The 19751-nt window shown below is 70.4% G+C and carries 15 protein-coding genes; 7 read left to right on the forward strand and 8 right to left on the reverse strand.

Annotated elements, in window-relative coordinates:
- Positions 1-155 precede the first annotated feature (155 nt).
- From ACFYW9_RS24585 to ACFYW9_RS24595, 3 genes are all read left to right on the forward strand, one after another.
- Entirely contained in the window at positions 156-1121 is a 966-nt protein-coding gene (locus ACFYW9_RS24585) for an acetylxylan esterase (protein WP_389154165.1), read from the forward strand.
- Positions 1122-1129: 8 nt separating this feature from the next.
- Complete coding sequence (locus tag ACFYW9_RS24590) at positions 1130-1531, forward strand: nuclear transport factor 2 family protein (RefSeq protein ID WP_389154168.1); 402 nt, start codon at positions 1130-1132, stop codon at positions 1529-1531.
- A 628-nt stretch (positions 1532-2159) separates the two neighbouring features.
- Positions 2160-2498, forward strand: a complete 339-nt coding sequence (locus ACFYW9_RS24595; RefSeq protein ID WP_389154171.1) for a beta/gamma crystallin domain-containing protein — start codon at positions 2160-2162, stop codon at positions 2496-2498.
- 318 nt (positions 2499-2816) lie between these two features.
- Here ACFYW9_RS24595 and ACFYW9_RS24600 read toward each other — a convergent pair whose 3' ends face one another.
- On the reverse strand, positions 2817-3518 hold the full coding sequence (locus tag ACFYW9_RS24600; protein WP_389154174.1) for a hypothetical protein: 702 nt from the start codon (positions 3516-3518) through the stop codon (positions 2817-2819).
- Between the two features lie 495 nt (positions 3519-4013).
- On the opposite strand from ACFYW9_RS24600, the gene ACFYW9_RS24605 reads away from it, so the two are divergent.
- Positions 4014-4739, forward strand: coding sequence for a GntR family transcriptional regulator (locus tag ACFYW9_RS24605; protein ID WP_389154177.1), 726 nt, complete (start codon positions 4014-4016; stop codon positions 4737-4739).
- Positions 4740-4761: 22 nt separating this feature from the next.
- On the opposite strand, the gene ACFYW9_RS24610 is transcribed toward ACFYW9_RS24605, so the two are convergent.
- Positions 4762-5616 (reverse strand): methyltransferase domain-containing protein, encoded by an 855-nt coding sequence (locus ACFYW9_RS24610; RefSeq protein WP_389154180.1) that lies wholly within the window; start codon positions 5614-5616, stop codon positions 4762-4764.
- A 318-nt stretch (positions 5617-5934) separates the two neighbouring features.
- On the opposite strand from ACFYW9_RS24610, the gene ACFYW9_RS24615 reads away from it, so the two are divergent.
- Complete coding sequence (locus ACFYW9_RS24615; RefSeq protein WP_389154183.1) at positions 5935-7542, forward strand: alpha-amylase family glycosyl hydrolase; 1608 nt, start codon at positions 5935-5937, stop codon at positions 7540-7542.
- A 387-nt stretch (positions 7543-7929) separates the two neighbouring features.
- Here the strand turns inward: ACFYW9_RS24615 and ACFYW9_RS24620 are convergent, their stop codons facing one another.
- Positions 7930-10290: an arylsulfatase gene (locus tag ACFYW9_RS24620; RefSeq protein ID WP_389154186.1), complete on the reverse strand. Its 2361-nt coding sequence runs from the start codon at positions 10288-10290 to the stop codon at positions 7930-7932.
- Positions 10291-10888: 598 nt separating this feature from the next.
- On the opposite strand from ACFYW9_RS24620, the gene ACFYW9_RS24625 reads away from it, so the two are divergent.
- Positions 10889-11842 carry a formylglycine-generating enzyme family protein gene (locus ACFYW9_RS24625; RefSeq protein WP_389154189.1) on the forward strand — a complete coding sequence of 318 codons (954 nt, stop codon included), beginning with the start codon at positions 10889-10891 and terminating at the stop codon, positions 11840-11842.
- 201 nt (positions 11843-12043) lie between these two features.
- Here ACFYW9_RS24625 and ACFYW9_RS24630 read toward each other — a convergent pair whose 3' ends face one another.
- The 5 genes from ACFYW9_RS24630 to ACFYW9_RS24650 form a co-directional block, all read right to left on the reverse strand.
- Positions 12044-13966 carry an alkyl/aryl-sulfatase gene (locus ACFYW9_RS24630; RefSeq protein ID WP_389154192.1) on the reverse strand — a complete coding sequence of 641 codons (1923 nt, stop codon included), beginning with the start codon at positions 13964-13966 and terminating at the stop codon, positions 12044-12046.
- Between the two features lie 215 nt (positions 13967-14181).
- Positions 14182-15522 (reverse strand): chloride channel protein, encoded by a 1341-nt coding sequence (locus tag ACFYW9_RS24635; RefSeq protein ID WP_389154196.1) that lies wholly within the window; start codon positions 15520-15522, stop codon positions 14182-14184.
- Positions 15523-15903: 381 nt separating this feature from the next.
- A complete protein-coding gene (locus ACFYW9_RS24640) occupies positions 15904-16041 on the reverse strand; it encodes a hypothetical protein (protein ID WP_389154199.1) in 138 nt (45 codons plus the stop codon).
- Positions 16042-16153: 112 nt separating this feature from the next.
- Entirely contained in the window at positions 16154-16390 is a 237-nt protein-coding gene (locus ACFYW9_RS24645; protein WP_384241090.1) for an amphi-Trp domain-containing protein, read from the reverse strand.
- A gap of 324 nt (positions 16391-16714) precedes the next feature.
- Positions 16715-17665: a DUF389 domain-containing protein gene (locus tag ACFYW9_RS24650; protein WP_389154308.1), complete on the reverse strand. Its 951-nt coding sequence runs from the start codon at positions 17663-17665 to the stop codon at positions 16715-16717.
- Positions 17666-17879: 214 nt separating this feature from the next.
- On the opposite strand from ACFYW9_RS24650, the gene ACFYW9_RS24655 reads away from it, so the two are divergent.
- Positions 17880-19700 carry a glycoside hydrolase family 15 protein gene (locus tag ACFYW9_RS24655; RefSeq protein WP_389154202.1) on the forward strand — a complete coding sequence of 607 codons (1821 nt, stop codon included), beginning with the start codon at positions 17880-17882 and terminating at the stop codon, positions 19698-19700.
- Positions 19701-19751 lie beyond the last annotated feature (51 nt).

The raw sequence follows: 19751 nt of genomic DNA on the forward strand, positions 1-19751 counted from the left end.
CGGCCTGACCCCCTGGCCTTCTGACCGCCTGACCGCCTGACCGCCTGACCGCCTGACCACCGGGAGTCTCCCCGTCCCGGCGCGGTCGTAGCGGGCCCGGAAGGGCGGACGTACGGTGTGATCATCCGCGCCCATGTGCCGAAAGGTGGTCCCTGATGGCCCTGTTCGACCTCCCGCTCGACGAACTCCGCACCTACCGCAGCGCGTCCGCCGAGCCCGCGGACTTCGACTCCTTCTGGGCCAAGACGCTTCAGGAAGCCCGCGAGCACGACCTCGCCGCCCGCTTCGAACCGGTCGACTCCCCGCTGAAGACCGTCACGGTCCACGACGTCACGTTCGCCGGGTTCGACGGGCATCCGATCAAGGGCTGGCTGACCGCGCCGGCGTGGGCGGACTCCCCGCTGCCCACGGTCGTCGAGTTCATCGGGTACGGCGGCGGACGCGGACTCCCGCACACGCATCTGCTGTGGGCGTCGGCCGGCTTCGCGCACTTCGTGATGGACACCCGCGGCCAGGCGAGCGCGTGGGGCGGGGGCGAGACCCCGGACCCGGTGGGCAGCGCCCCCGCTTTCCCGGGGTTCATGACACGGGGGATCGAGGACCCCGAGACCTACTACTACCGGCGGCTGTTCACGGACGCGGTACGCGCGGTGGAGGCGGCCCGCTCGCACCCGTTGGTCGACGCGGCGCGTGTCGCGGCGCTGGGCGGAAGCCAGGGCGGCGGCATCACCATCGCGGTCGGCGCCCTGGTGCCCGATCTGGCGGCGGTCGCCCCCGACGTACCGTTCCTGTGCGACTTCCCGCGTGCCACGGTTCTCACGGACCGCGCCCCGTACCGGGAGATCGGCAACTACCTCAAGACCCATCGCGGACGCACGGAACAGGTGCGGCGCACCCTCTCCTATTTCGACGGGGTGCACTTCGCCGCGCGCGGCCGGGTACCCGCCCTGTTCTCCGCGGCCCTGGAGGATCAGACCTGCCCGCCGTCGACGGTCTTCGCGGCCTTCAACGCCTGGGCGAACGAGGACAAGGAGATCGAGGTGTACGACTTCAACGACCATGAGGGCGGCGGCCCCTACCAGCAGGCCGCGCAGTTGCGCTGGCTGCCCGCGCGCGTCTGAGGCCCGTGATGGACACGATCACCGCGGCCCGGCGCTTCGTACGGGTGTGGGAGCGGGCCTGGGCGGCCCATGACGTCGAGGCGATCCTGGAGTTGTACTCGGACGCGTGCGTCCACCGGTCCATGCCGTTCCGGGAGCCGCACCGCGGCCGGGACGAGCTCGCCGCGTATCTGCGCTGGTCCTTCGAGTCCGAGACCACGACCGACGTTCGCTTCTCCGACCCGCTGGTCGGCCAGGACGGCCGTGCGGTCGCGGAGTTCCGCGTCCTCGCGCAGGAGGACGGCCGTCCCACGACACTCGCCGGCTGTGTCCTCGTCCGCTTCGACGCCGCGGGACTCGCGGTGGAGACACGGGACTACTGGCACAGCACCCCGGAGTCCGCACCCGCTCTCCCCTGGCGGACGACCTAGTACTCCAGTGCGACTTCGTGATCCATGCGCTGGAGGGTGCAGCGCGCCGGAGACATCGTGCCGAGTCGGCCGGTCTTCGTCAGCCCTGCCTGGGCCGAGGACCTTCACCGCCAGGACCTCCTCGTCGTCCTGCGGCTCGTGGGTGAGGTTGCCGCCGGCCCGGGACACCACCCCGTGGCCACCGCCCTCGACGCGGACACGGGGACAGGGCCCGATACGCTTCCTCACCCGGAAAGCGCCTCCGACGGCGGCGGGAAAAAAGGACCTCAGCAATCCTCATTCCTACCGGTCAGAGGCGCTTTTCGCTTACCTGACCATCCGTCGGACAATCCGCTTCGCGAAAGGGTGAGGCCAGAAACTTACGGGCGGCCGATAATCAAGCTTTCGCTCCGCTTCACGTGGTCTCGATCTAGACATTCAGGGGCGCATTCTGGCCCAGAAGGCCATGGATCCTTGCTGTATGCAGCCGCCTTGCAGGATCTTCGTAGGGCAAGCCCGAGAGACGAGACGACGGAAGGGCCGCACGGAGACAGGCAGGCGCCTTTTCGGCGAGCCTTCACGCATCCGGCCGTGACGTGCGCTCCCCGTTCAAATATTGAATGAAGGAGAAGTTGTGATCTCAAGGACGATGAGGACAGCCCGTTCCGTGGCCGTGGCGGCAGTGGCCACCATGGCCGTCACGATGGCCATGCCCACGGGCAACGCGTTCGCCATCGACCACATCGAGTGCCGTGGCGGGGCGGACTTCCTGAAGATCTGGTCGCACCTGGACGGGAGGTCCAGCGTGGACTGCTACGCCAACAAGGGCCGGACCAACTTCGGCTCATGGTGGGTCGACCGCATTTCGACGGGCAACAACGATCTCATCTACTACGACGCGAACGGCGACTCGGTGCGCATCAACCGGTGGACCGACATCACTTTCCCGAGCCGCCCTCCGAGGGTCAAGGACATCGAAATCCTTTAGCCGACGAGCGGGCAAATCCCGGGAAGGATCGTGCCGACACACGATCCTTCCCGGATAGGAATTCTTTCTCGCGTGGAACCGAATTCCACGCGGGGTTCCACTGAATTATCCTCGGCTTGTCGACGCAGGTCACGCAATTTCCGCGCGACCTGCATCGGCCTGTTCCCGTAACATTCCAAGGGCCGTGGTCACGGGTGCGCAGGGGAGAGGAGAGAGATCTCCACCGATGACATGCCGGTCGGGGACGCCACGGCTTCGAGAACCGAATGGGACGACCTCGGACCGGCCGGGTCCGGGGCCGTCCGTCGGGTGATCGCGTCAGAAGAGGCTGTCCCACCGCACGTCCACGCTCCACGTGGTCGCACCCGACGCGTAGTCGGCGAAGAGCGCGGCCACCTGGCCCCTCTCGCTCAGCACGCATCGGTAATGGCGTTCCGGCGAACCGTCCCGGCGTTCGACGGCGAACCCGCCCGCGGGGAGGCCCGCGTTCGGGCCGTGACCGACCTGGAGGAAATGGCCGCCGCACCCCTCCAGGATCAGGAACCAGTTGTCCTCGGACAGCCGGTGCACGGCACGTTCGATCACGTCGGGGTCCGCGTCCTCCACCTTCAGCCCGACGCACGGCTGAAGGCTCAGTACGTCCGTCCCGCGCTGCGCGGGCGGGCGGTGCAGCACCCGGGCCTGCGGATCGAAGCAGACGAGTCCGTGCCGGCCCGCGAGGGCAACCACCTCGGGCGCCGTACCGCCGGCCCGGCTCCAGGACATGGGCATGATCACATGCGCGGCGGAGACGTCGAAGCGCGCCGCCCACGGTGACGCCTCCGCCCCCAGCCCGTCGTCCTCGGCGGCCGAGAGCTCGGGAAATCGCCCGGTCAGCTCCCGGTGGAACGCGGCCACGGCCTCGCTCGCGACGACCCCGGCCCCGGCGAGGTCGCCGTCGCACAGCCGCTCGTACGTGCCGGCGGCGTCGGAGACCGGGATCCGCTCGGACTCGAACCACACCGCAAGATCAAAACTCACGCCGCCCCCATCCCGCCCGATCCGGACCTGCCACGGGGAGACTATGGCGGACCACCGACAGCGCGCCCCCGTCACCGCGGCGTCCGAGCGACCGCGGCGACAGCGCCCACGCCCCTGAAGATCTGGAACTGTCGCCGACCGGCACCCCGAGCCGCTCCTGGCGACCGTGCGGAACGGTGGCTCGCGCACGCGTCGCCGCGGGCTTTCGGACACGACTGATCCGGCGGATTCCGCGAGCCCGCGCCCCGGAAGCGGGGCCCCGCCGAGGTGTACGGCAGCCCGCGTGCGCCCGCGCATCGCCCTCGCCCCAAGGGCGGCGGCACGCGTCGGCACCGGGGGCCGCGCGCTCCGAACGCGGTGCGGACCGACCGGGGTGCGGGCGGAAACAGGCCGAAGTCCCCGGACACTCTTTCCTGGTGGTTTAGACCAATGCTAGATGTGGTGGCGCACCGAGCTCACACGGCTACATTTTGTCACCACGCAGGAGGCGCGGACATGGCCCGCACCACCCATCCGTCCGACCACGAACCGCTCTACGCGCGGATCGCCGCACAACTGCTCGGCGAGCTGCGCAAGGGGATCATTCCACCCGGCGAACGGCTGCCGGGAGAACGCGAGTTGGCTACGCGTTTCGGCGTCAGCCGGGAGACCGTACGGCAGGCGCTGCACATGCTGCGGCGCGACGGCCAGGTCTCCACCGACCGGCGCGGCAGCCACGCCACCCTGTCCGGCACCGGCGCCGAGCACGTCCCGTCCCTCGACTTCCCCGTCGGCGCGCACACCGGCGAACCCGACGGGTGCCGGCGGACCACCGTGACCTGGGAGACTCCACCGCCGGAACACGCGGAGGCCCTCGGACTCGCGCCGCTACGGGCGACGTTGGTCCACCGCTACGAGTCCGCGGCGGCCGACGGCAGCGGACTGCGCTCGGCCGTGACATCGTTCTCCGCCATCGCGGTGACGGAGGTGGAGGAGCTCGCCCGCTACCGAGACCGCGCAAACGGCCACGCCTCGGCGCAGTTGTCACGGGCCTACGACTGGATGCGCAAGGCGGGTCTGACCCTGCACCACCGGGACGCCATCACCAGGCTCCCGCAGTCGGTACGGGTCACCCGGCGCGTGCACGACCAGTACGACCGCCCCCTGGAGATCACCGACCTGACCGTGGCCGCCCAACAGGACGCCCTGGTCTACGAGTTCACGCTGCCGGCGGCCAAGTGAGCGCCCGGAGCGGGTAACAGCGTCACGCGACTTCGGCGGCGGCTCCCGGGGTGCCCTCACGGGTGGCCACGACCATCCGGGCCCGCGGGCTGCCGTCCCGTCGCCGGCCGAACCCGTCCAGCGCGTGAAGCTCCGTCCGGAATCCGGCCCGCGCCAGCTCCCGCTCCACGTCGCCCAGCCGGAACGTGCGGTAGTACATGACGAAGGTCGGACGCCGGACGGCGTTGCGCACCCGCATCACCGTGTCGAAGCCCAGCATGGCCCAGTACCAGGGCGAGATGGGCCGCGGCGGAGCCATGACCGGGAAGGCGAAGCGTCCGCCCGGGCGCAGGACGCCGTGGACACCTGCGAACAGGCCGGGCAGCTCGTGTGGCAGAAAGTGCCCGAAGGCGCCGAAGCTCACGACGAGGTCGAAGGCGGGCCCGAAGGGCAGGTCACGGGCGTCCGCGCGCACGAAGGCGACCGACGGCGACCGGCCCCCGCCCGCCGGGGACGGCCGATCACCAGTTGCCGGGGACGGTCGATCCCCGGTCGCCCGGGACTGCCGATCCCCGGTCGCCGGGGGCAGTGGATCAGTGACCCCGAGTCGCGAGCGCCCCACCGCCAGCATGCCCGCGCTGACGTCGACCCCGGTGACGCTGTCCCGGCACAGCTCCCGCAGGACCTCCATGCCCGCGCCGGTGCCGCAGCAGAGGTCGAGTCCCGCGGTGAACGGCCCCATCGGCGCGAGGGCGCTTCCCACGGCTTCGAGGATCGCGTCCGGGGTCCGGAAAGGCGTGCGGTCGAACTTGGGCGCGAGCAGGTCGTAACCGTGTTCGATCGACGAGAGTGCCTGCACGGTCAGTTCGCGGAGGGTGGGACCTTGCGGGGAGAACATCTCGCCGAGCTTAAGGGCTGCGGGGGCGCCTGCGTGGACCGCCGGCTGCGGTTGCGGTGCGGGCGGTTCGGATCGGCGCCGCCGTCACCCATGACGGCATCGCCGGCCGGACCGCCCGGCACGCACGACGCCCTCCCCGGCCGGAGCACCCCCCCCCTCCCGGGCAGGGCCCTCTCCCCCGGCCGGAGCCCCCCGGTCCCGGGCGGGGCCCCGTGTCCGCGGCGGGGCACCGCCACGTCCGGGCCGGGAGGCGAACGGCGGCCGAACGGCGGCCCATGGGGCAGCGGACGCCCGGTGGGCTGATCTATCGTCACCGGCATGACCTCGTTCCGCCCCGCCCCCGCCTGGCTGGCCGACGCCGTCTTCTACCAGATCTATCCGCAGTCGTTCGCCGACTCCGACGGTGACGGCATCGGCGACTTCGCCGGGATCACCGAGCGCCTCGACCACCTCGCGTGGCTGGGCGTCAACACCGTCTGGCTCAACCCGTGTTTCGTGTCCCCGTTCGGCGACGCCGGGTACGACGTCGCCGACTACCTGCACGTCGCACCCCGCTACGGCACGAACGACGACCTCGCCCGCCTCGTCGACGAAGCGGGCCGCCGCGGCATCCGCGTCCTGCTCGACCTCGTGGCGGGCCACACCTCCGACCAGCACCCCTGGTTCCGGGCCTCGATGGACGATACGGCCGACGACCGGTACATCTGGGCGCCCGAGGGCCCCCTCCCGGACGGGTTCGTCCCCTCCCCCGGGACCCGCCCGGGGGCGTACCTGCCGAACTTCTTCGCGTTCCAGCCCGCCCTCAACTTCGGCTACGGGCGCGCCCGTCCGGACGAGCCCTGGCGCCTGCCGGTCGACGCACCGGGTCCGCGCGCCAACCGCGCCGCGCTGCGCACGGTCATGGACCACTGGCTGGGCCTCGGACTGGCCGGCTTCCGGGTGGACATGGCCGCCTCGCTCGTGAAGGACGACCCGGACAAGCGGGAGACCGCCGCGGTCTGGACGGAGTTGAGGCACTGGCTGGACGGCGCGCACCCCGAGGCCGTGCTGCTCTCGGAGTGGGGCGAACCCGAGGTGTCCGTCCCGGCGGGATTCCACGCGGACTTCTTCCTCCAGTTCGGCGGCCCCACCGACGGGCTCGCCCTGCGCTCGCTGTGGAGCAACGGCGAGGGAACGGTCAACGAGGCCTGGGACCCGCTCGACTGCTTCTTCGACGCCGAGGGCCGCGGCTCACCGCGCCCCTTCGTGGAGGCCTGGCACGATGCGGCCGACGCGCTCGGGGAGCAGGGATTCATCGCGCTGCCGACCGCCAACCACGACTTCTCCCGTCTCAACTGCGGCCCCCGCACGGCCGGTCAGCTGCCCGTCGCCTTCGTCTTCCAGCTCACCTGGCCGACCCTGCCGGCGATCTACTACGGCGACGAGATCGGCATGCGCTACGTTCCGGGACTGCCCGAGAAGGAGGGCAGTGTGCTGGGCCCGCGCTACAACCGCGCGGGTTCCCGTACGCCGATGCAGTGGGACGAGGGCCCCGACGCCGGTTTCTCCACGGCCCCTTCCGACCGCCTGTACCTCCCTCTCGACCCGTCCCCGGACCGCCCGACGGTCGCCGCCCAGCGGGCCGACGACACCTCGCTCCTGCATATCGTACGCCGCCTGGTCGCGTTGCGCACCGGCACACCGGAGCTGGGGCCGGCCGGCTCGGTCGAGGTGGTGCACGCCGGATACCCGTTCGTGTACGTGCGGGGCGGCCGGTACCTCGTCGTGGTCAACCCGCGTCGAGAACAGGCGAGTTGTGCCGTCGCGTGGGCCACCGGCCTCCGCTCCCTGGAATCGGACGGCGTCGGGATCGACGCCGGAACGGTGAGCGCCCGGGGATTCGGCTACGGCGTGTTCGAGCTCGCCGAGGCACGGCGCGGATCCTGACCGACCGCCGTTCCCGCCCCGCGACCCGGCGGCTGGGCCGGCGCCCGGCCCGCCCCCGTCACGGCGGGCGGCCGGGTCAGCCTCCCAGGCGAAGGCAGGCCAGCCAGACGTCCGGGGTGCCGGGGACGGCTTCCTCCGCGGGCGAAGCGGTCCGCGTCGGGCCGACCGCCTTCGGCCGTGCGCGGCGGGCGAGCAGCAGGCGAAGTGCGGGAAGGCCAGAGCCTGACAGGGATAGCGGGGCTGACCGGGTTACCGGGGCTACGGGGTCGTGAGGGCCTGAGGGGTCATGGGAGAGAGCCTCCTGGGGCTTGGGGTCCGGGTGTCCGCGCTCCCGCCCGATACCGGCCAGGAGCGCTGCTTCACCCCACCGACGAAGAGGTCCTGCCCCTACTGGCGTGCCATGGCGATCCGGAGCCGTTCCTCGGGCTGGATGAGGTGGCCGGGGTCACCGGGTTCGGCGTCGATCTGGACCCAGTGGATGTCGCCGGTGAACGCACCGTTCGGGCTGTCGTAGTCGGGCGCCACGGCGGTGCCGAGATCCTGGCCCACGTCGGCGGTCTCATCGGCGGAGAAGAGGAAGGCGAGGGTGTGTTCGAGTCTTCCCTCCCCGACCTGCTCACCGTCGTAGGACAGCGTGACCCTGCCGCCCTTGCCCAGACCGCCGCCGTCGTACACGAAGTCCATCCGGACCTGGTGGTCGCCCGTGGGAACCGGCCGGTCTGCCTCCACCACGGTGAGGTCCAGAGCGCAGAGGTTGTAGGCGAACCTGGCGCGGCCCTGCTTGGTGTAGAGACTCCAGCCCCCGAAGCTTCCGCCCTGGCAGAGGATGACTCCGGTGACCGCGTCGTCGGCGCAGGTGATCCGTGCGGTGATGGAGAAGGACTTGTTCTTTACGTTGATCAGACTGTTCTCACTCAGACGGCCCATGCCCTGGTACAGGACCTGGGAGCGGCCGGTGACGAGTTCGGGGCGTCCGGCGAGGTCGGAGTTCATCCGTTCGAGAACCCGGTCGTCCATGGGGAGCACGTTGTACCGGGCGGCGTCGATGAGCCAAAGTCGTTGCAGGTGGCGGAGCTTGTCCGGCATCTCGGCTGCCAGGTCGTGGGCCTGCGTCCAGTCGGTGGAGCCGTCGTAGAGCTCCCACACGTCGTCGTCGAAGGGGGTGTTCTGGCCCGCGCCGACGATCCACGGGGTCCGGTGCTTGGTGACCGCCGACCAGCCCCGGTGGTAGATGCCGCGGTTGCCGAGCATCTCGAAGTACTGGTGGTCGTGCCGTTCGGTGGCGTCGGCGTCGTTGAAGGCGTAGAGCATCGAGGTGCCTTCCATCAGCGACTGCTGAACGCCGTTGACCATGGTGGGCTCCGGGATGCCTGCGGCCTCCAGGACGGTCGGGGCGACGTCGATCACGTGGGTGAACTGGTGGCGTTCCCCGCCGGGGGCGGTGATGCCGCGCGGCCAGTGCACGATGGTGCCGTTGCGTGTGCCGCCCCAGTGCGAGGCGACCTGCTTGGTCCACTGGTAGGGGGTGTCCATGGCGTGGGCCCAGCCGACGGCGTAGTGGTTGTAGGCCTCCGGCGTGCCGAACTTGTCGATCCGCTCCGCCATGAACTCCGGTGTCTCCACGTCGGCCAGGGCGTTCATGACGATCATTTCGTTGAAGCTGCCGCGCAGGCCTCCCTCGCCGGAGGCGCCGTTGTCACCGGTGATGACGTACACCAGGGTGTCGTCGAGGACCCCGAGGTCCTCCAAGGCGTCGATCAGCCGGCCGACGTGGTGGTCGGTGTGGGTGAGGAAGCCCGCGTAGACCTCCATCTGCCGGGCCAGAACCGGCCTCAGCTCGGGCTCGACCTCGTCCCAGGCGGGGATCTCCTCGTGCCGCACCGTCAGTTCCGCGTCCTGCGGGACGACACCGAGCTCCTTCTGCCGGGCCAGGGTCTCCTCGCGGACGGCGTCCCAGCCCTGGTCGAAGCGGCCGCGATAACGGTCGGCCCACTCCTTGGGCACGTGGTGCGGAGCGTGGGTCGCCCCTGGCGCGAAGTAGCAGAAGAACGGCCTGTCGGACATCAGGGTCTTCTGCTGGCGCACCCAGGCGATGGCCCGGTCGGTGAGGTCCTCGGTGAGGTGGTATCCCTCCTCCGGGGTCTTCTCGGGCTCCACCGGAGTCGTGCCCGCGTACAGGGACGGGCTGTACTGGTTGGTCTCACCACCGATGAAGCCGTAGAAGTGCTCGAAACCACCACCGCCGGAGGGCCACGCGTCGAACGGCCCGGCCGGGCCCGTCTGCCAGACCGGCACCTCGTGGCACTTGCCGAACTGGGCTGTCGAATAGCCGTTGAGGCGCAGGATCTCCGCGATCGGCGCCTTGGTGTTGGGCCGGACGGAGCTGTACCCGGGTGCGGAGGTGGCCATCTCGGTGATGCCGCCCATGCCGACCGAGTGGTGATTGCGTCCCGTCAGCAGGGCCTGTCGGGTCGGCGAACACAGTGCCGTGGTGTGGAAGCGGGTGAACCGCAGGCCGCCGGCGGCCAGCCGCTCGAAGACCGGTGTCTCGCAGGGTCCGCCGAAGGCACTGGGCGCACCGAAACCGACGTCGTCCAGCATGATCACCAGGACGTTGGGCGCGCCCTCCGGGGGCAGCAGCAGCTCGATGGGCGGGAAGGCCGTGTCGGGGTCCTTCGCGTCGTACGTGACCGTGCCGGGCCGCGGCAGGTCGGGGACGGGAAGGATCTGGCGCTGCGCATCGGCCATCGGAGGCCCTTCTTCGCGAAGTGGTGGGGACGTACCCGCGTCACGGCATCGGAACGCCGTCCGTCCGGCCGGGTCGCGACGGCCCGGTATCAGGGTGCGGGCCCCCACTAGGTCGTCGCCCGTGCGGGGTGTCGCAGGCCCTCGGTGACGGACACTCACACGGGCACGGTGACGTCCTCCACGGTGCGCCCCCGCGCGGTCCGCAGCAAGGCGACGCGCAGAGCCGACCCGCGTCGGGTTCGGCTGCCCGGACTACCTTGCGCCGCCCCGCACCAGCCCTCGCACCACCACAGGCCCACGCCCCCCGGGCGTCGAACCGACGGTCGACGGATCAGAGCCCCCACAGGACACGCCGCCTGTCCTCCGACGGCCACGGCCCAGCGCCCTCGCGCCGTGCCGGCCGTCGACGGATCAGTCTCCAGAGACACGTGGTCGACCGCCGACCGCCGCCACGCCGAGCCGTCGTCCTCCCTGGTGCCGGAGGTCGTCGGTGGACAATGTGCGCATGACGCCCGGGACCTGCCCCGGGCGTCGGAGCGTGTCCCCGCGTCGCTCCACCACGCCGACGGATGGCCGTGCGAGGGAGCCTCGATCCAGGATGACGAGCGAACCGTCTGATTGCTGCGCCCCCGGCCGCCCCGCTCGGACGATCGAAGCCTCCCGACCCGCCCGTCAGGAGCCGCCGATCGGCACCATGTCAGCGGCCGCTGTCCGGTTGGAAGGTGGCGCGTTCGCCATGGGCAGCGCCGATGTCCTCGCCTATCCGGAGGACGGCGAAGGCCCGGTCCGCGAAGTCCGGGTCAGCCCCTTCACCCTCGACCGGCACTGTGTCAGCAACGCGCGGTTCGCGGCCTTCGTCGAGGCCACCGGTCACGTCACCGACGCCGAACGCCACCGGGCCTCGTTCGTGTTCGGCGGGCTGCTGCCCGACGACTTCCCGCCTACCCGTGGCGTCGCGGCCGCCCCGTGGTGGCGTGAGGTGTTCGGCGCCGACTGGCGGCACCCGGAAGGCCCCCACTCCGACCTGAGCGGTCGTGCGAACCACCCGGTGGTCCACGTCTCGTGGAACGACGCCGACGCCTACTGCGCCTGGGCCGGGCGCCGACTGCCCAGCGAAGCCCAGTGGGAGTACGGCGCGCGCGGCGGCTTGGAGCAGATGCCCTTCCCCTGGGGTGACGAACGGACACCCGGCGGCCGGCACCGTATGAACGTCTGGAACGGCACCTTTCCCCACCACAACACCCGCGAGGACGGCTACCTGGGCACCTGCGCCGTCGACGCCTTCGAACCCAACGGCTACGGCCTCTACAACATGACCGGCAACGTCTGGGAGTGGACCGCCGACTGGTTCCACCCCACGTGGCATGCCACCGCGCCCCGCACCGATCCGACCGGGCCGCCCACCGGCACCGCTCGCGCCCTGCGCGGCGGCTCCTACCTCTGCCACGCCTCCTACTGCCGCCGATACCGCGTCAGCGCCCGCATGGCCAACACTCCCGACTCCTCCACGGGCAACATCGGCTTCCGCTGCGCAGGCCCCGTCGCCCCGTGACCTGGTGCGTGGTCCAGGCGGCGCACCGCCCTCAAGGATCCGCCACCACGCTATGGCGTTGAGACGGACGCTCCGAACCGTGGGCGAAGTCAACAGACCCGTCAGGAAATCGAGTGCACGCGCACCTGCGCGAACCGTCCGGGGTCGCTGGCCACACACGGCTGCGCGCACGGACGCTCGACCCGTGCGGTGGCCGCTCGGTCAGGCGTTGGAGTTGGTGAGGGCGAAGTAGGGCGAGAAGTCGTCGAGCAGGCCGGTCAGGGTCGCGAAAGCGGCGAGGTCGCCGTCCGCCGTGATCTGGCCGGCTTCGACGGCCGCCGCGAGGGCATCCGGCCTGAGCAGGGCGCCGGCGAGCTGTGCCTTGCCCAGGCGCAGTGTCAGGTCCGCGTTGTCGGTGTGGCGGGGGCGGTGGTGCAGGACGCCGTGGGCGAGCTGGAGGCTGTGCGGGCCGGGCTGGTCGCCGTCGGTGAGGTCGAGGTTGACGGCCAGGGCGGTGTCGGCCGCCTTCGGCCCGTTCAGGCGCACCGCGATGAAGTCGAGGAACAGGTCGAGCGGCATCGCCATGACCGTCTCGATGCTGCCGGTGCTCTGGACGCCGGTGGTGGGAACGCCGTCGCGCAGTTCCTGCGCCGCGGTGAGGTAGAGGTTGCGCCACTGCGGGCCTTCGGACTGGTAGCCGAGCTGCTCGTAGGCGTCGGCCTGGATCCTGCGGGCGATGTGGTTGCCTGGGTCGGCGAACACGGCCTGCCCGGCCAGCTCCACCACCCAGCGGTAGTCGCCCGCCTCGAAGGCCTCGCGGGCCAGCTCGACGACCCTCTCGGTACCGCCGATGGCCTCGACGTAACGCCGGGCGCTCTCGGCCGGCGGCAGGGGGTGCAGGTGCATCGGGTTGCCGTCGTACCAGCCGAGTTCCTTGGCGTAGACGGCCTTGAGGTTGTGGTTCACGGTGCCGTGGTAGCCGCGGTTCCACCAGGCTCGGCCGAGTGCCGGCGGCAGGTCGAGCTGTTCGGCGATCTCGGTCGGGGTCAGCCCGTGGTTGGCGAGGCGCAGGGCCTGGTCGTGGAGGTACTTGTAGGCGTCACGCTGGGAGCCGAGGAAGTCCCGGACGTTGTCCCTTCCCCAGACGGGCCAGGTGTGCGGGCCGTAGTGGATCTCGGCGTCGGGGAACAGCTCCATCGCCTCGTCCAGGCAGGCGGCGAAGTTCGCGGCGTCGCGGGTGCGGGCGCCGCGAAGGGTCTGGATGTTGTGCAGGGAGTGGTTGGCGTTCTCCGCGCAGGTCAGCGCCTTCAGCTCGGGGATGTAGAAGTGGAACTCCTCGGGGGCCTCGGTGTCCGGGGCCATCTGAAAGACGAATTCCAGCCCGGCCAGGGTCCGCTTCTCGCCGGTGGTGGTGATGGTGTCGGTGGGCGGGAGGTAGGCGAACGTGCCGGTCGGCGGCAGTGCCAGGCCGCCGCCGTCGGTGACGAAGCCGAGCGGCCCGTGCGGCAGCAGGGTACCGAACGCGTGCGCGGCCCGGCGCGACATGACGTTGCCACAGATCACGTTCTCACCGAGCGCGTACTTCTCGAAGTGCGCACCGGGCGCGAGGATCGCGACCTTGCCGGAGGCGACCTCCTCAGGGGTGACGATCCCGGTGATGCCGCCGTAGTGGTCGATGTGGGTGTGCGTGTAGATCACCGCGACCACCGGCAGCTTCTCGGGCCGGTGCGCGTAGTAGAGGTCCATCGCGACCTTGGCGCACTCGGCCTTGGAGCCGGTGTCCACGACGATCAGTCCGCCGTCGCCTTCGATGATCGTCACGTTCGCGAGGTCGTGGTTGCGGACCTGGTAGATCCGGTCCGACACCTCGTAGAGGCCGGCTTCGGTGATCAGCTGGGACTGCCGCCACAGGCTGGGGTGCACCGAGTCCGGGGCCGGCTCGCCCGCCTCGACGAACGAGAACCACGCCAGGTCCCACACCAGGTCGCCGGCCGCATCCCGGATCACCCCGTTGTCCGGAAGTTCCGCGATGAACCCGCGCCGGACGTCCTCGAAGTCGCGTACGTCGTCGAAGGCCAGACTCTCAAGCGCGGCCCGGTTGGCAGCCGCAGTGGCCTGCGAAGCTGCTTTGGGGTGAATCGCCATGGCACGTTCCTCGATCCGGGCAGTCCAGCGGTCGGCACCATCCTGGCCCGCCCCAGAGGATTCGGCAGCCTGAGGTTCTTGCCCCACCGGTACGGCACTGCAAGCCGTGGAGCACGTCAGGCTCTCCGGCACGGCCCTTCGAGACCTTCGGGAATTCGAGTGGCGTGCCGTCCGTCGCCTGGGCCGGCAGCGAGGTCCCGGCGTGACGTCCGGGCTCAGGGGGACGCCGGCTCGGAGGTCGGCGGCGTGGGTGCAGGATCGAGTCGCAGCGAGAGCACGTAGGAGACCACGACCGCGACGATCACGAGCGGCATCACGGTGAGGCCCTGCGTTCCCAGCAGCAGGGTGGCCAGCAGGACCGCGGTCATGGGCAGCTTCAGCATCGCCACGCACATCGCTCCGACACCCATCGCGAAGCCGGACGTCACGTCCAGTCCGGGCAGATGGGCCATGGCGAGTCCGCCGGCCGCTCCCAGGAACATCGACGGAAAGACGGGCCCGCCGCGGAAGCTGCTGAGAGAGAGGCTGTAGGCGACGGCCTTGCAGACCAGCAAGACCACCAGGGTGCCGACCGTGTAGCCGGCCTGGCCGGCCAGCAGCGGGCTCAGCGCGTCCTGGCCGGAGTACAGCACCTCTGACGCGTCGTTGCCCGTCCCTTCGGCGTACACCAGCGCGGCCACCCCCACGAGCGCGCCGGTCAGTACCGTGACCACCACCCGCCGCCGTTCGACCTGGGCCTGCAGGAGGAGCGCGGATCGGCGGATCCCCGCGCCGAGGAGGGCCGAGGCGACACCGATGACGAGGGCCCAGCCGAAACCGGCGACGTCGGGGCGGCTTGCATGCGGCACATGGCCGAGGACCAGTGAGTAGGTCCCCAGACCCGTCCACGAATCCAGACCGGTGAAGATCAGCGCGCCGACCCCGGCCGCGAGCAGGCCCGGCGCCAGGACGACCCCCATCATCGCGCCACCGAGGCCGGCCGCCTCCATCAGGAGGAACGCCCCGAGCAGCGGCGAGCCGAGCAGCGTGCTCACGGCCGCGAAACTTCCCGCGGCCCCCAGCACAGCGCTCGCGCTCGGCTGGATGTCGCGTTTCACGGACCGTACGGCGAACACCGCCAGGCCGCCGCCCAGCGCGATGAGCGGTGCCTCGGGCCCGATCACGGCCCCGGCCGCCAGCGAGGCCACCGCGGCGAGTGCGATGCCGGGCAGTTCCACCGCCGACGGCGCTCCCCTCGTGACCAGACCCTCCGCCGGCTTGTGTCCGCCCTCGCCCGGCAGATACCGGATCGCCAGCGCCACCAGCAGTCCGGCCACGGCGAGCAGCGGGATCGGCCACCACGACGGCGTTCCGTCGAAGCCCAGGCCGCGGGGCAGGTCGGTGTAGGTCAGCGACTGCAGTTCGGAGACGAGTGCGAGGAACCCAAAGGCCGCCGCGGAGATCGGGATGCCGAGTAGGGCCGTCATGATGAGCAGGACCGCGTACTTGCGGGTTCGGACCAGGGCGAACGGATCCGGCGGTGTCGCGGCCGGCGGCCCGACGGGGGTGGCCGACATACTCATCGTCTCCTCAGCGTCGGAAGCCGTCCGGTCGCGTCGGTCGACAGGTCTCAGAGCGTTCCTATCACTGCACCGCGGCATGCCGAGTGTGTCCGGCCCGTGGCTGCCCGGCGATTCACCGAATGCCGTTCCGACGGCCCAGTCCATCTCGTGGGATCACGCGTCGCACTGGAGGCAGGCGTGTGCGCGTCGAGCACTGACCCGGCGCCAGATCTCCCGCCGGCACCAGAGCGTGATGGCGCCGGCTCGATCTCGAGGAAGCCGCGCCGTAGCAGATGAAGGTGCACGCCCAGACCCGCTTGGATCCGGCCTGAGCCCTCGATCCTCGGCAGCGGGGAGCGACTTCTTCGCCCGCCCATGAGGATGCGGGTGGCCGGGTCAGTAGCCGGTGCCGCGCTTGACTTGAGCCCGCTCCACCGCGGTGGTCGCAGCCTTGTGGTCCAAGGTGGCGCACGCGTCGGTGATGTCCTGGGTCAGACGCTCGATCTGCTCGCGGCTCAGGTCTTCTTGGCCCACAGGATTTTCACCCGCTCGGCATTGGCCGGAGTGTGTGCGCCGGCACCATCCAGCCACGCTCCGCCGAGAACTGCCAGGCGATGTCGGACTTGTACCTTGAGGACTTCTGGACCTAGTCGGGCCGCGCTGTCGACCACTTGAGCTCGATCTCCAGCTCGATCTGGTCGTCTCCCACCTCCACCTCGACTTCGCTCAGCAGCTCGTCGGGAATGTGCACGCTCAGCTTGCCGGGGCCGAGCTGGAGTTCGGCTCGGCCGCCATGGCGCAGCGCGGCCGCGAGGGCTGCGAGCTGATCGGCGGCTTCAAGGCGTGACAGCGACCGCTTGTGCTCGAATTCGAGATCCTTCACGGATGCCCCCGATCCGGTAGATAAGACTCATACCAGAACATTGTGAGGCCGTGTGCCGCGGACGGCACACTCACGTTGCGCAAGCCTTCCGCTCCAGGGAGCACGGCCAGGCGATAAGGGTGTGGGGGGAGTGAGGATCGCACCGGGTAGGGGGAGTGAGTCCCTGAGTCCTGTTCCACCCCTTCTGCGGCCAGGACAGGGATCGGCGCGCTGACGTTCACGGCCCGACCGGCAACTCCGCTCGTTCTCTGGGCACGTTGAGAGCCCACCAAGAGGTACAAGCAACGCGCAACTGTCGGCAGGGCGCCGGACCGTCAGCGGTCGTTACGGCTTGCTCGTACGTGCGCGGCGAAGGGCGACCCGGCGCCAGAGCGCCCGCTGACAGCGGAGCGTGGCGGTACCGACCACGATCAGCACGATGATGTTGACCAGCAACTGCACGAGTGAGCCCCAGGCCGAACTCGCACTGCCGAAGGCGGCGGAGACCGCGATGTCGGCGGCGGCCGGAATGGTCGTGACGGAGATGAACACACCCAGCAGCGCGCTGGTCTTCGCTTCGGTGAGCGAGACCACGCCGACGATCCCGGCCAGGCCCGCGACGGCGAACGAGAAGAAGTTGGGTGTGTCGATCAGGTCGGAGACCGGCCGCAGACCCAGGCTGAACGCTTTCGACTCGAAGTCGCACGCGCGGATCAGCAGGGCGAAGAGGAAGGTGACGACGATGGCCAGGAGGAAGCCCACGAGCAGCGCGCGCAGCCCCTGGCGGATCCGCGGCCCGTTGTGCCGGTCGACGCCCAGGGCGATGCTGACGATCGCCCCGTACTCGGGACCGACCACCATGGCCGCGACGATCAGGATCTGCGAGTTGGTGACGATCCCGACCGCACCGAGGAGACCGGCGATGACGAGGTAGAGGTAGAAGCTCGGCGCGTACGTCCCCTGGGCCCTGATCCGTGCCTCGACCTGATCCCAGACGGGCGCGTGGGTGAGTGCCCCGATCCCCTGTGCGGCCGCGGTGCCCCCGCCGACGAAGGCCATGTCCACCGGCTCGATGACGATGGAGCCCCGGCTGTCCAGGTGGAATGCGCGCAGGGCCCGCAGGACGTCGTTCGCGGCGCCGGTCAGCACGTCGCAGACGATGCCGTCGCCGTCCGGGTTGCGCGCCGCGCCGCGCTGCACGATCAGATCCAGGACCGAGGGGTCGCCGGAGAGGAAATCGACGACCTGGTCGGTGAGGTCCGGCGGGCTCACCGCACGGACATGGATCATGTCCAAATCCTGAACCTCCACGAGCTCCGGTGTCACGGCGCGCTGCCGGTCTGTGCAGGATCCCTCACACGGACCGGCCCTCCACGGCAACACCGCGCGCGAGGTTGCCGACTGTCTGCGATTCCCGCGAGAGTCGTGCGGGTGGACCGCCGACAACAGGCGCGTCCCGTGCTCCTGGCCGATAGTGAATCCCAAGGACCGCTCTGACCTGGGGACATTCATGGACCGCTATGCGCCCATCGCCGAGCACGGCCTCATAGGCGACCTGCAGACCGCCGCGCTGGTGACCTCGCGGGGCGTCGTCGACTGGTTCGCGGCGCCCCGCTTCGACTCTCCGAGCATCTTCGCCGCGCTGCTCGACCATGACCGCGGCGGCTACTTCCGGATCGCCTCGGCGGATCCGGAGGCCAGCTGCAAGCAGCTGTACTACCCGGACACCGCCGTCCTCGTCACCCGCTTCATGTCCCCCGACGGCGTGGGCGAGGTGCTCGACTGGATGCCGCCGAACACCAGCCGCACCCCGACCGACCGGCACACCTTGATCCGAGCTGTGCGCGCGGTGCGCGGCACCGTGCGCTTCGACATGGAGTGCCGCCCGCGCTTCGACTACGGCCGGGCCACGCACGACCTCGACGTGCGCCCCGAGGCCGCCGTCTTCAGGGCGCCCGGTGTCTGCGCGTACCTCCAGAGCACCTTCCCGGTCGAACGTGACGGCGATGACCTGCGCGGCTCCGTCACGCTGAACGTCGGCGAAACGGCGGCGGTCGTCCTGACCGTCTGCGACGCCGACGGACAGGCCCCGCCGCCTCCCACCGCCGACGGGATCACCCAAGGACTGTGGGACGCCGCCGACTTCTGGCAGAAGTGGGTGCGCGGCTCCAACTACCGAGGCCGCTGGCCCGACATGGTCAACCGCTCGGCCATCACCCTCAAACTGCTCACCTACGCCCCCACCGGAGCACCCGTCGCCGCGGCCACCATGGGCCTGCCCGAACAGGTCGGCGGCGAACGGAACTGGGACTACCGCTACACCTGGGTCCGCGACGGCTCGCTGTCCGTACGTGCCCTGCTCGACCTCGGATTCGTCGAGGAGGCCACCGACTTCACCCACTGGCTCGGGGACCGGCTGCGTGAATCCGCGGGCAAGGACGGTGAACCCCTGCAGATCATGTACCGGGTCGACGGACAGCCCATCCTGAGTGAAGAGATCCTCGGTCATCTGAAGGGCTACCGGGGGTCCGCACCCGTACGCCTCGGGAACGCGGCCGCCGACCAACTGCAGCTCGACATCTACGGCGAAGCCCTCTACGCGCTGTCCGAAGGCCGCGAGATCGCCCGCCAGGCCAGCTACAGCGGCTGGAAGGTGCTCTCCCGGACACTGGACTGGCTGGCCGACTCCTGGGACCGCCCCGACGAGGGCATCTGGGAGACCCGCGGCGGCCGCCAGGACTTCACCTACAGCCGGGTCATGTGCTGGGCCGCCTTCGACCGCGGCCTCCAAGTGGCTGCCGAGTTCAGACGGCCGGCCGACACCGAGCGCTGGACGAAGGCCCGCGACGCCATCCTGCTGCAGGTCATGGAACACGGCTGGAGCGAGAAGACTCAGGCGTACGTCCAGCACTACGGCGATGACGCCGTCCTGGACGCCTCGCTGCTGCTCATGCCCCGGGTCGGATTCGTCGCCCCGCAGGACCCGTCCTGGTTGTCCACCCTGGACGCCATGGACCGCACCCTGGTGTCCGACAGCCTCGTCTACCGGTACGACCCGGCCGCCTCGCCCGACGGACTGCGCGGCTCCGAGGGCACCTTCAGCCTCTGTACCTTCCTCTACGTCGACGCACTCGCCCGGGCCGGCCGGCTGCGGCCCGCCCGGTACACGTTCGAGAAGATGCACACCTACGCCAACCACGTCGGCCTCTTCGCCGAGGAGGTCGGCCCCAGCGGTGAGCAACTCGGCAACTTCCCGCAGGCGTTCACCCACCTGTCGCTCATCATGGCCGCGAGCACCCTGGACGAGGCCCTCGACCAGCAGCGTGGCTGACCGGCCCCAGGAGCGATGTTCATGCCCGCACACCAGCAGAGGCATACTCAA

This window comes from Streptomyces sp. NPDC002698 (assembly GCF_042888945.1).
Classification (GTDB): Bacteria; Actinomycetota; Actinomycetes; order Streptomycetales; family Streptomycetaceae; genus Streptomyces.

What these genes read in the sequence shown, in the direction of transcription:
- ACFYW9_RS24585 (WP_389154165.1), top strand. Translation starts at nt 156, where the DNA reads ATGGCCCTGTTCGACCTCCCGCTCGACGAACTCCGCACCTACCGCAGC.
- ACFYW9_RS24590 (WP_389154168.1), top strand. Translation starts at nt 1,130, where the DNA reads ATGGACACGATCACCGCGGCCCGGCGCTTCGTACGGGTGTGGGAGCGG.
- ACFYW9_RS24595 (WP_389154171.1), top strand. Translation starts at nt 2,160, where the DNA reads ATGAGGACAGCCCGTTCCGTGGCCGTGGCGGCAGTGGCCACCATGGCC.
- ACFYW9_RS24605 (WP_389154177.1), top strand. Translation starts at nt 4,014, where the DNA reads ATGGCCCGCACCACCCATCCGTCCGACCACGAACCGCTCTACGCGCGG.
- ACFYW9_RS24610 (WP_389154180.1), bottom strand. Translation starts at nt 5,616, where the DNA reads ATGTTCTCCCCGCAAGGTCCCACCCTCCGCGAACTGACCGTGCAGGCA.
- ACFYW9_RS24615 (WP_389154183.1), top strand. Translation starts at nt 5,935, where the DNA reads ATGACCTCGTTCCGCCCCGCCCCCGCCTGGCTGGCCGACGCCGTCTTC.
- ACFYW9_RS24620 (WP_389154186.1), bottom strand. Translation starts at nt 10,290, where the DNA reads ATGGCCGATGCGCAGCGCCAGATCCTTCCCGTCCCCGACCTGCCGCGG.
- ACFYW9_RS24625 (WP_389154189.1), top strand. Translation starts at nt 10,889, where the DNA reads ATGACGAGCGAACCGTCTGATTGCTGCGCCCCCGGCCGCCCCGCTCGG.
- ACFYW9_RS24630 (WP_389154192.1), bottom strand. Translation starts at nt 13,966, where the DNA reads ATGGCGATTCACCCCAAAGCAGCTTCGCAGGCCACTGCGGCTGCCAAC.
- ACFYW9_RS24635 (WP_389154196.1), bottom strand. Translation starts at nt 15,522, where the DNA reads ATGTCGGCCACCCCCGTCGGGCCGCCGGCCGCGACACCGCCGGATCCG.
- ACFYW9_RS24655 (WP_389154202.1), top strand. Translation starts at nt 17,880, where the DNA reads ATGGACCGCTATGCGCCCATCGCCGAGCACGGCCTCATAGGCGACCTG.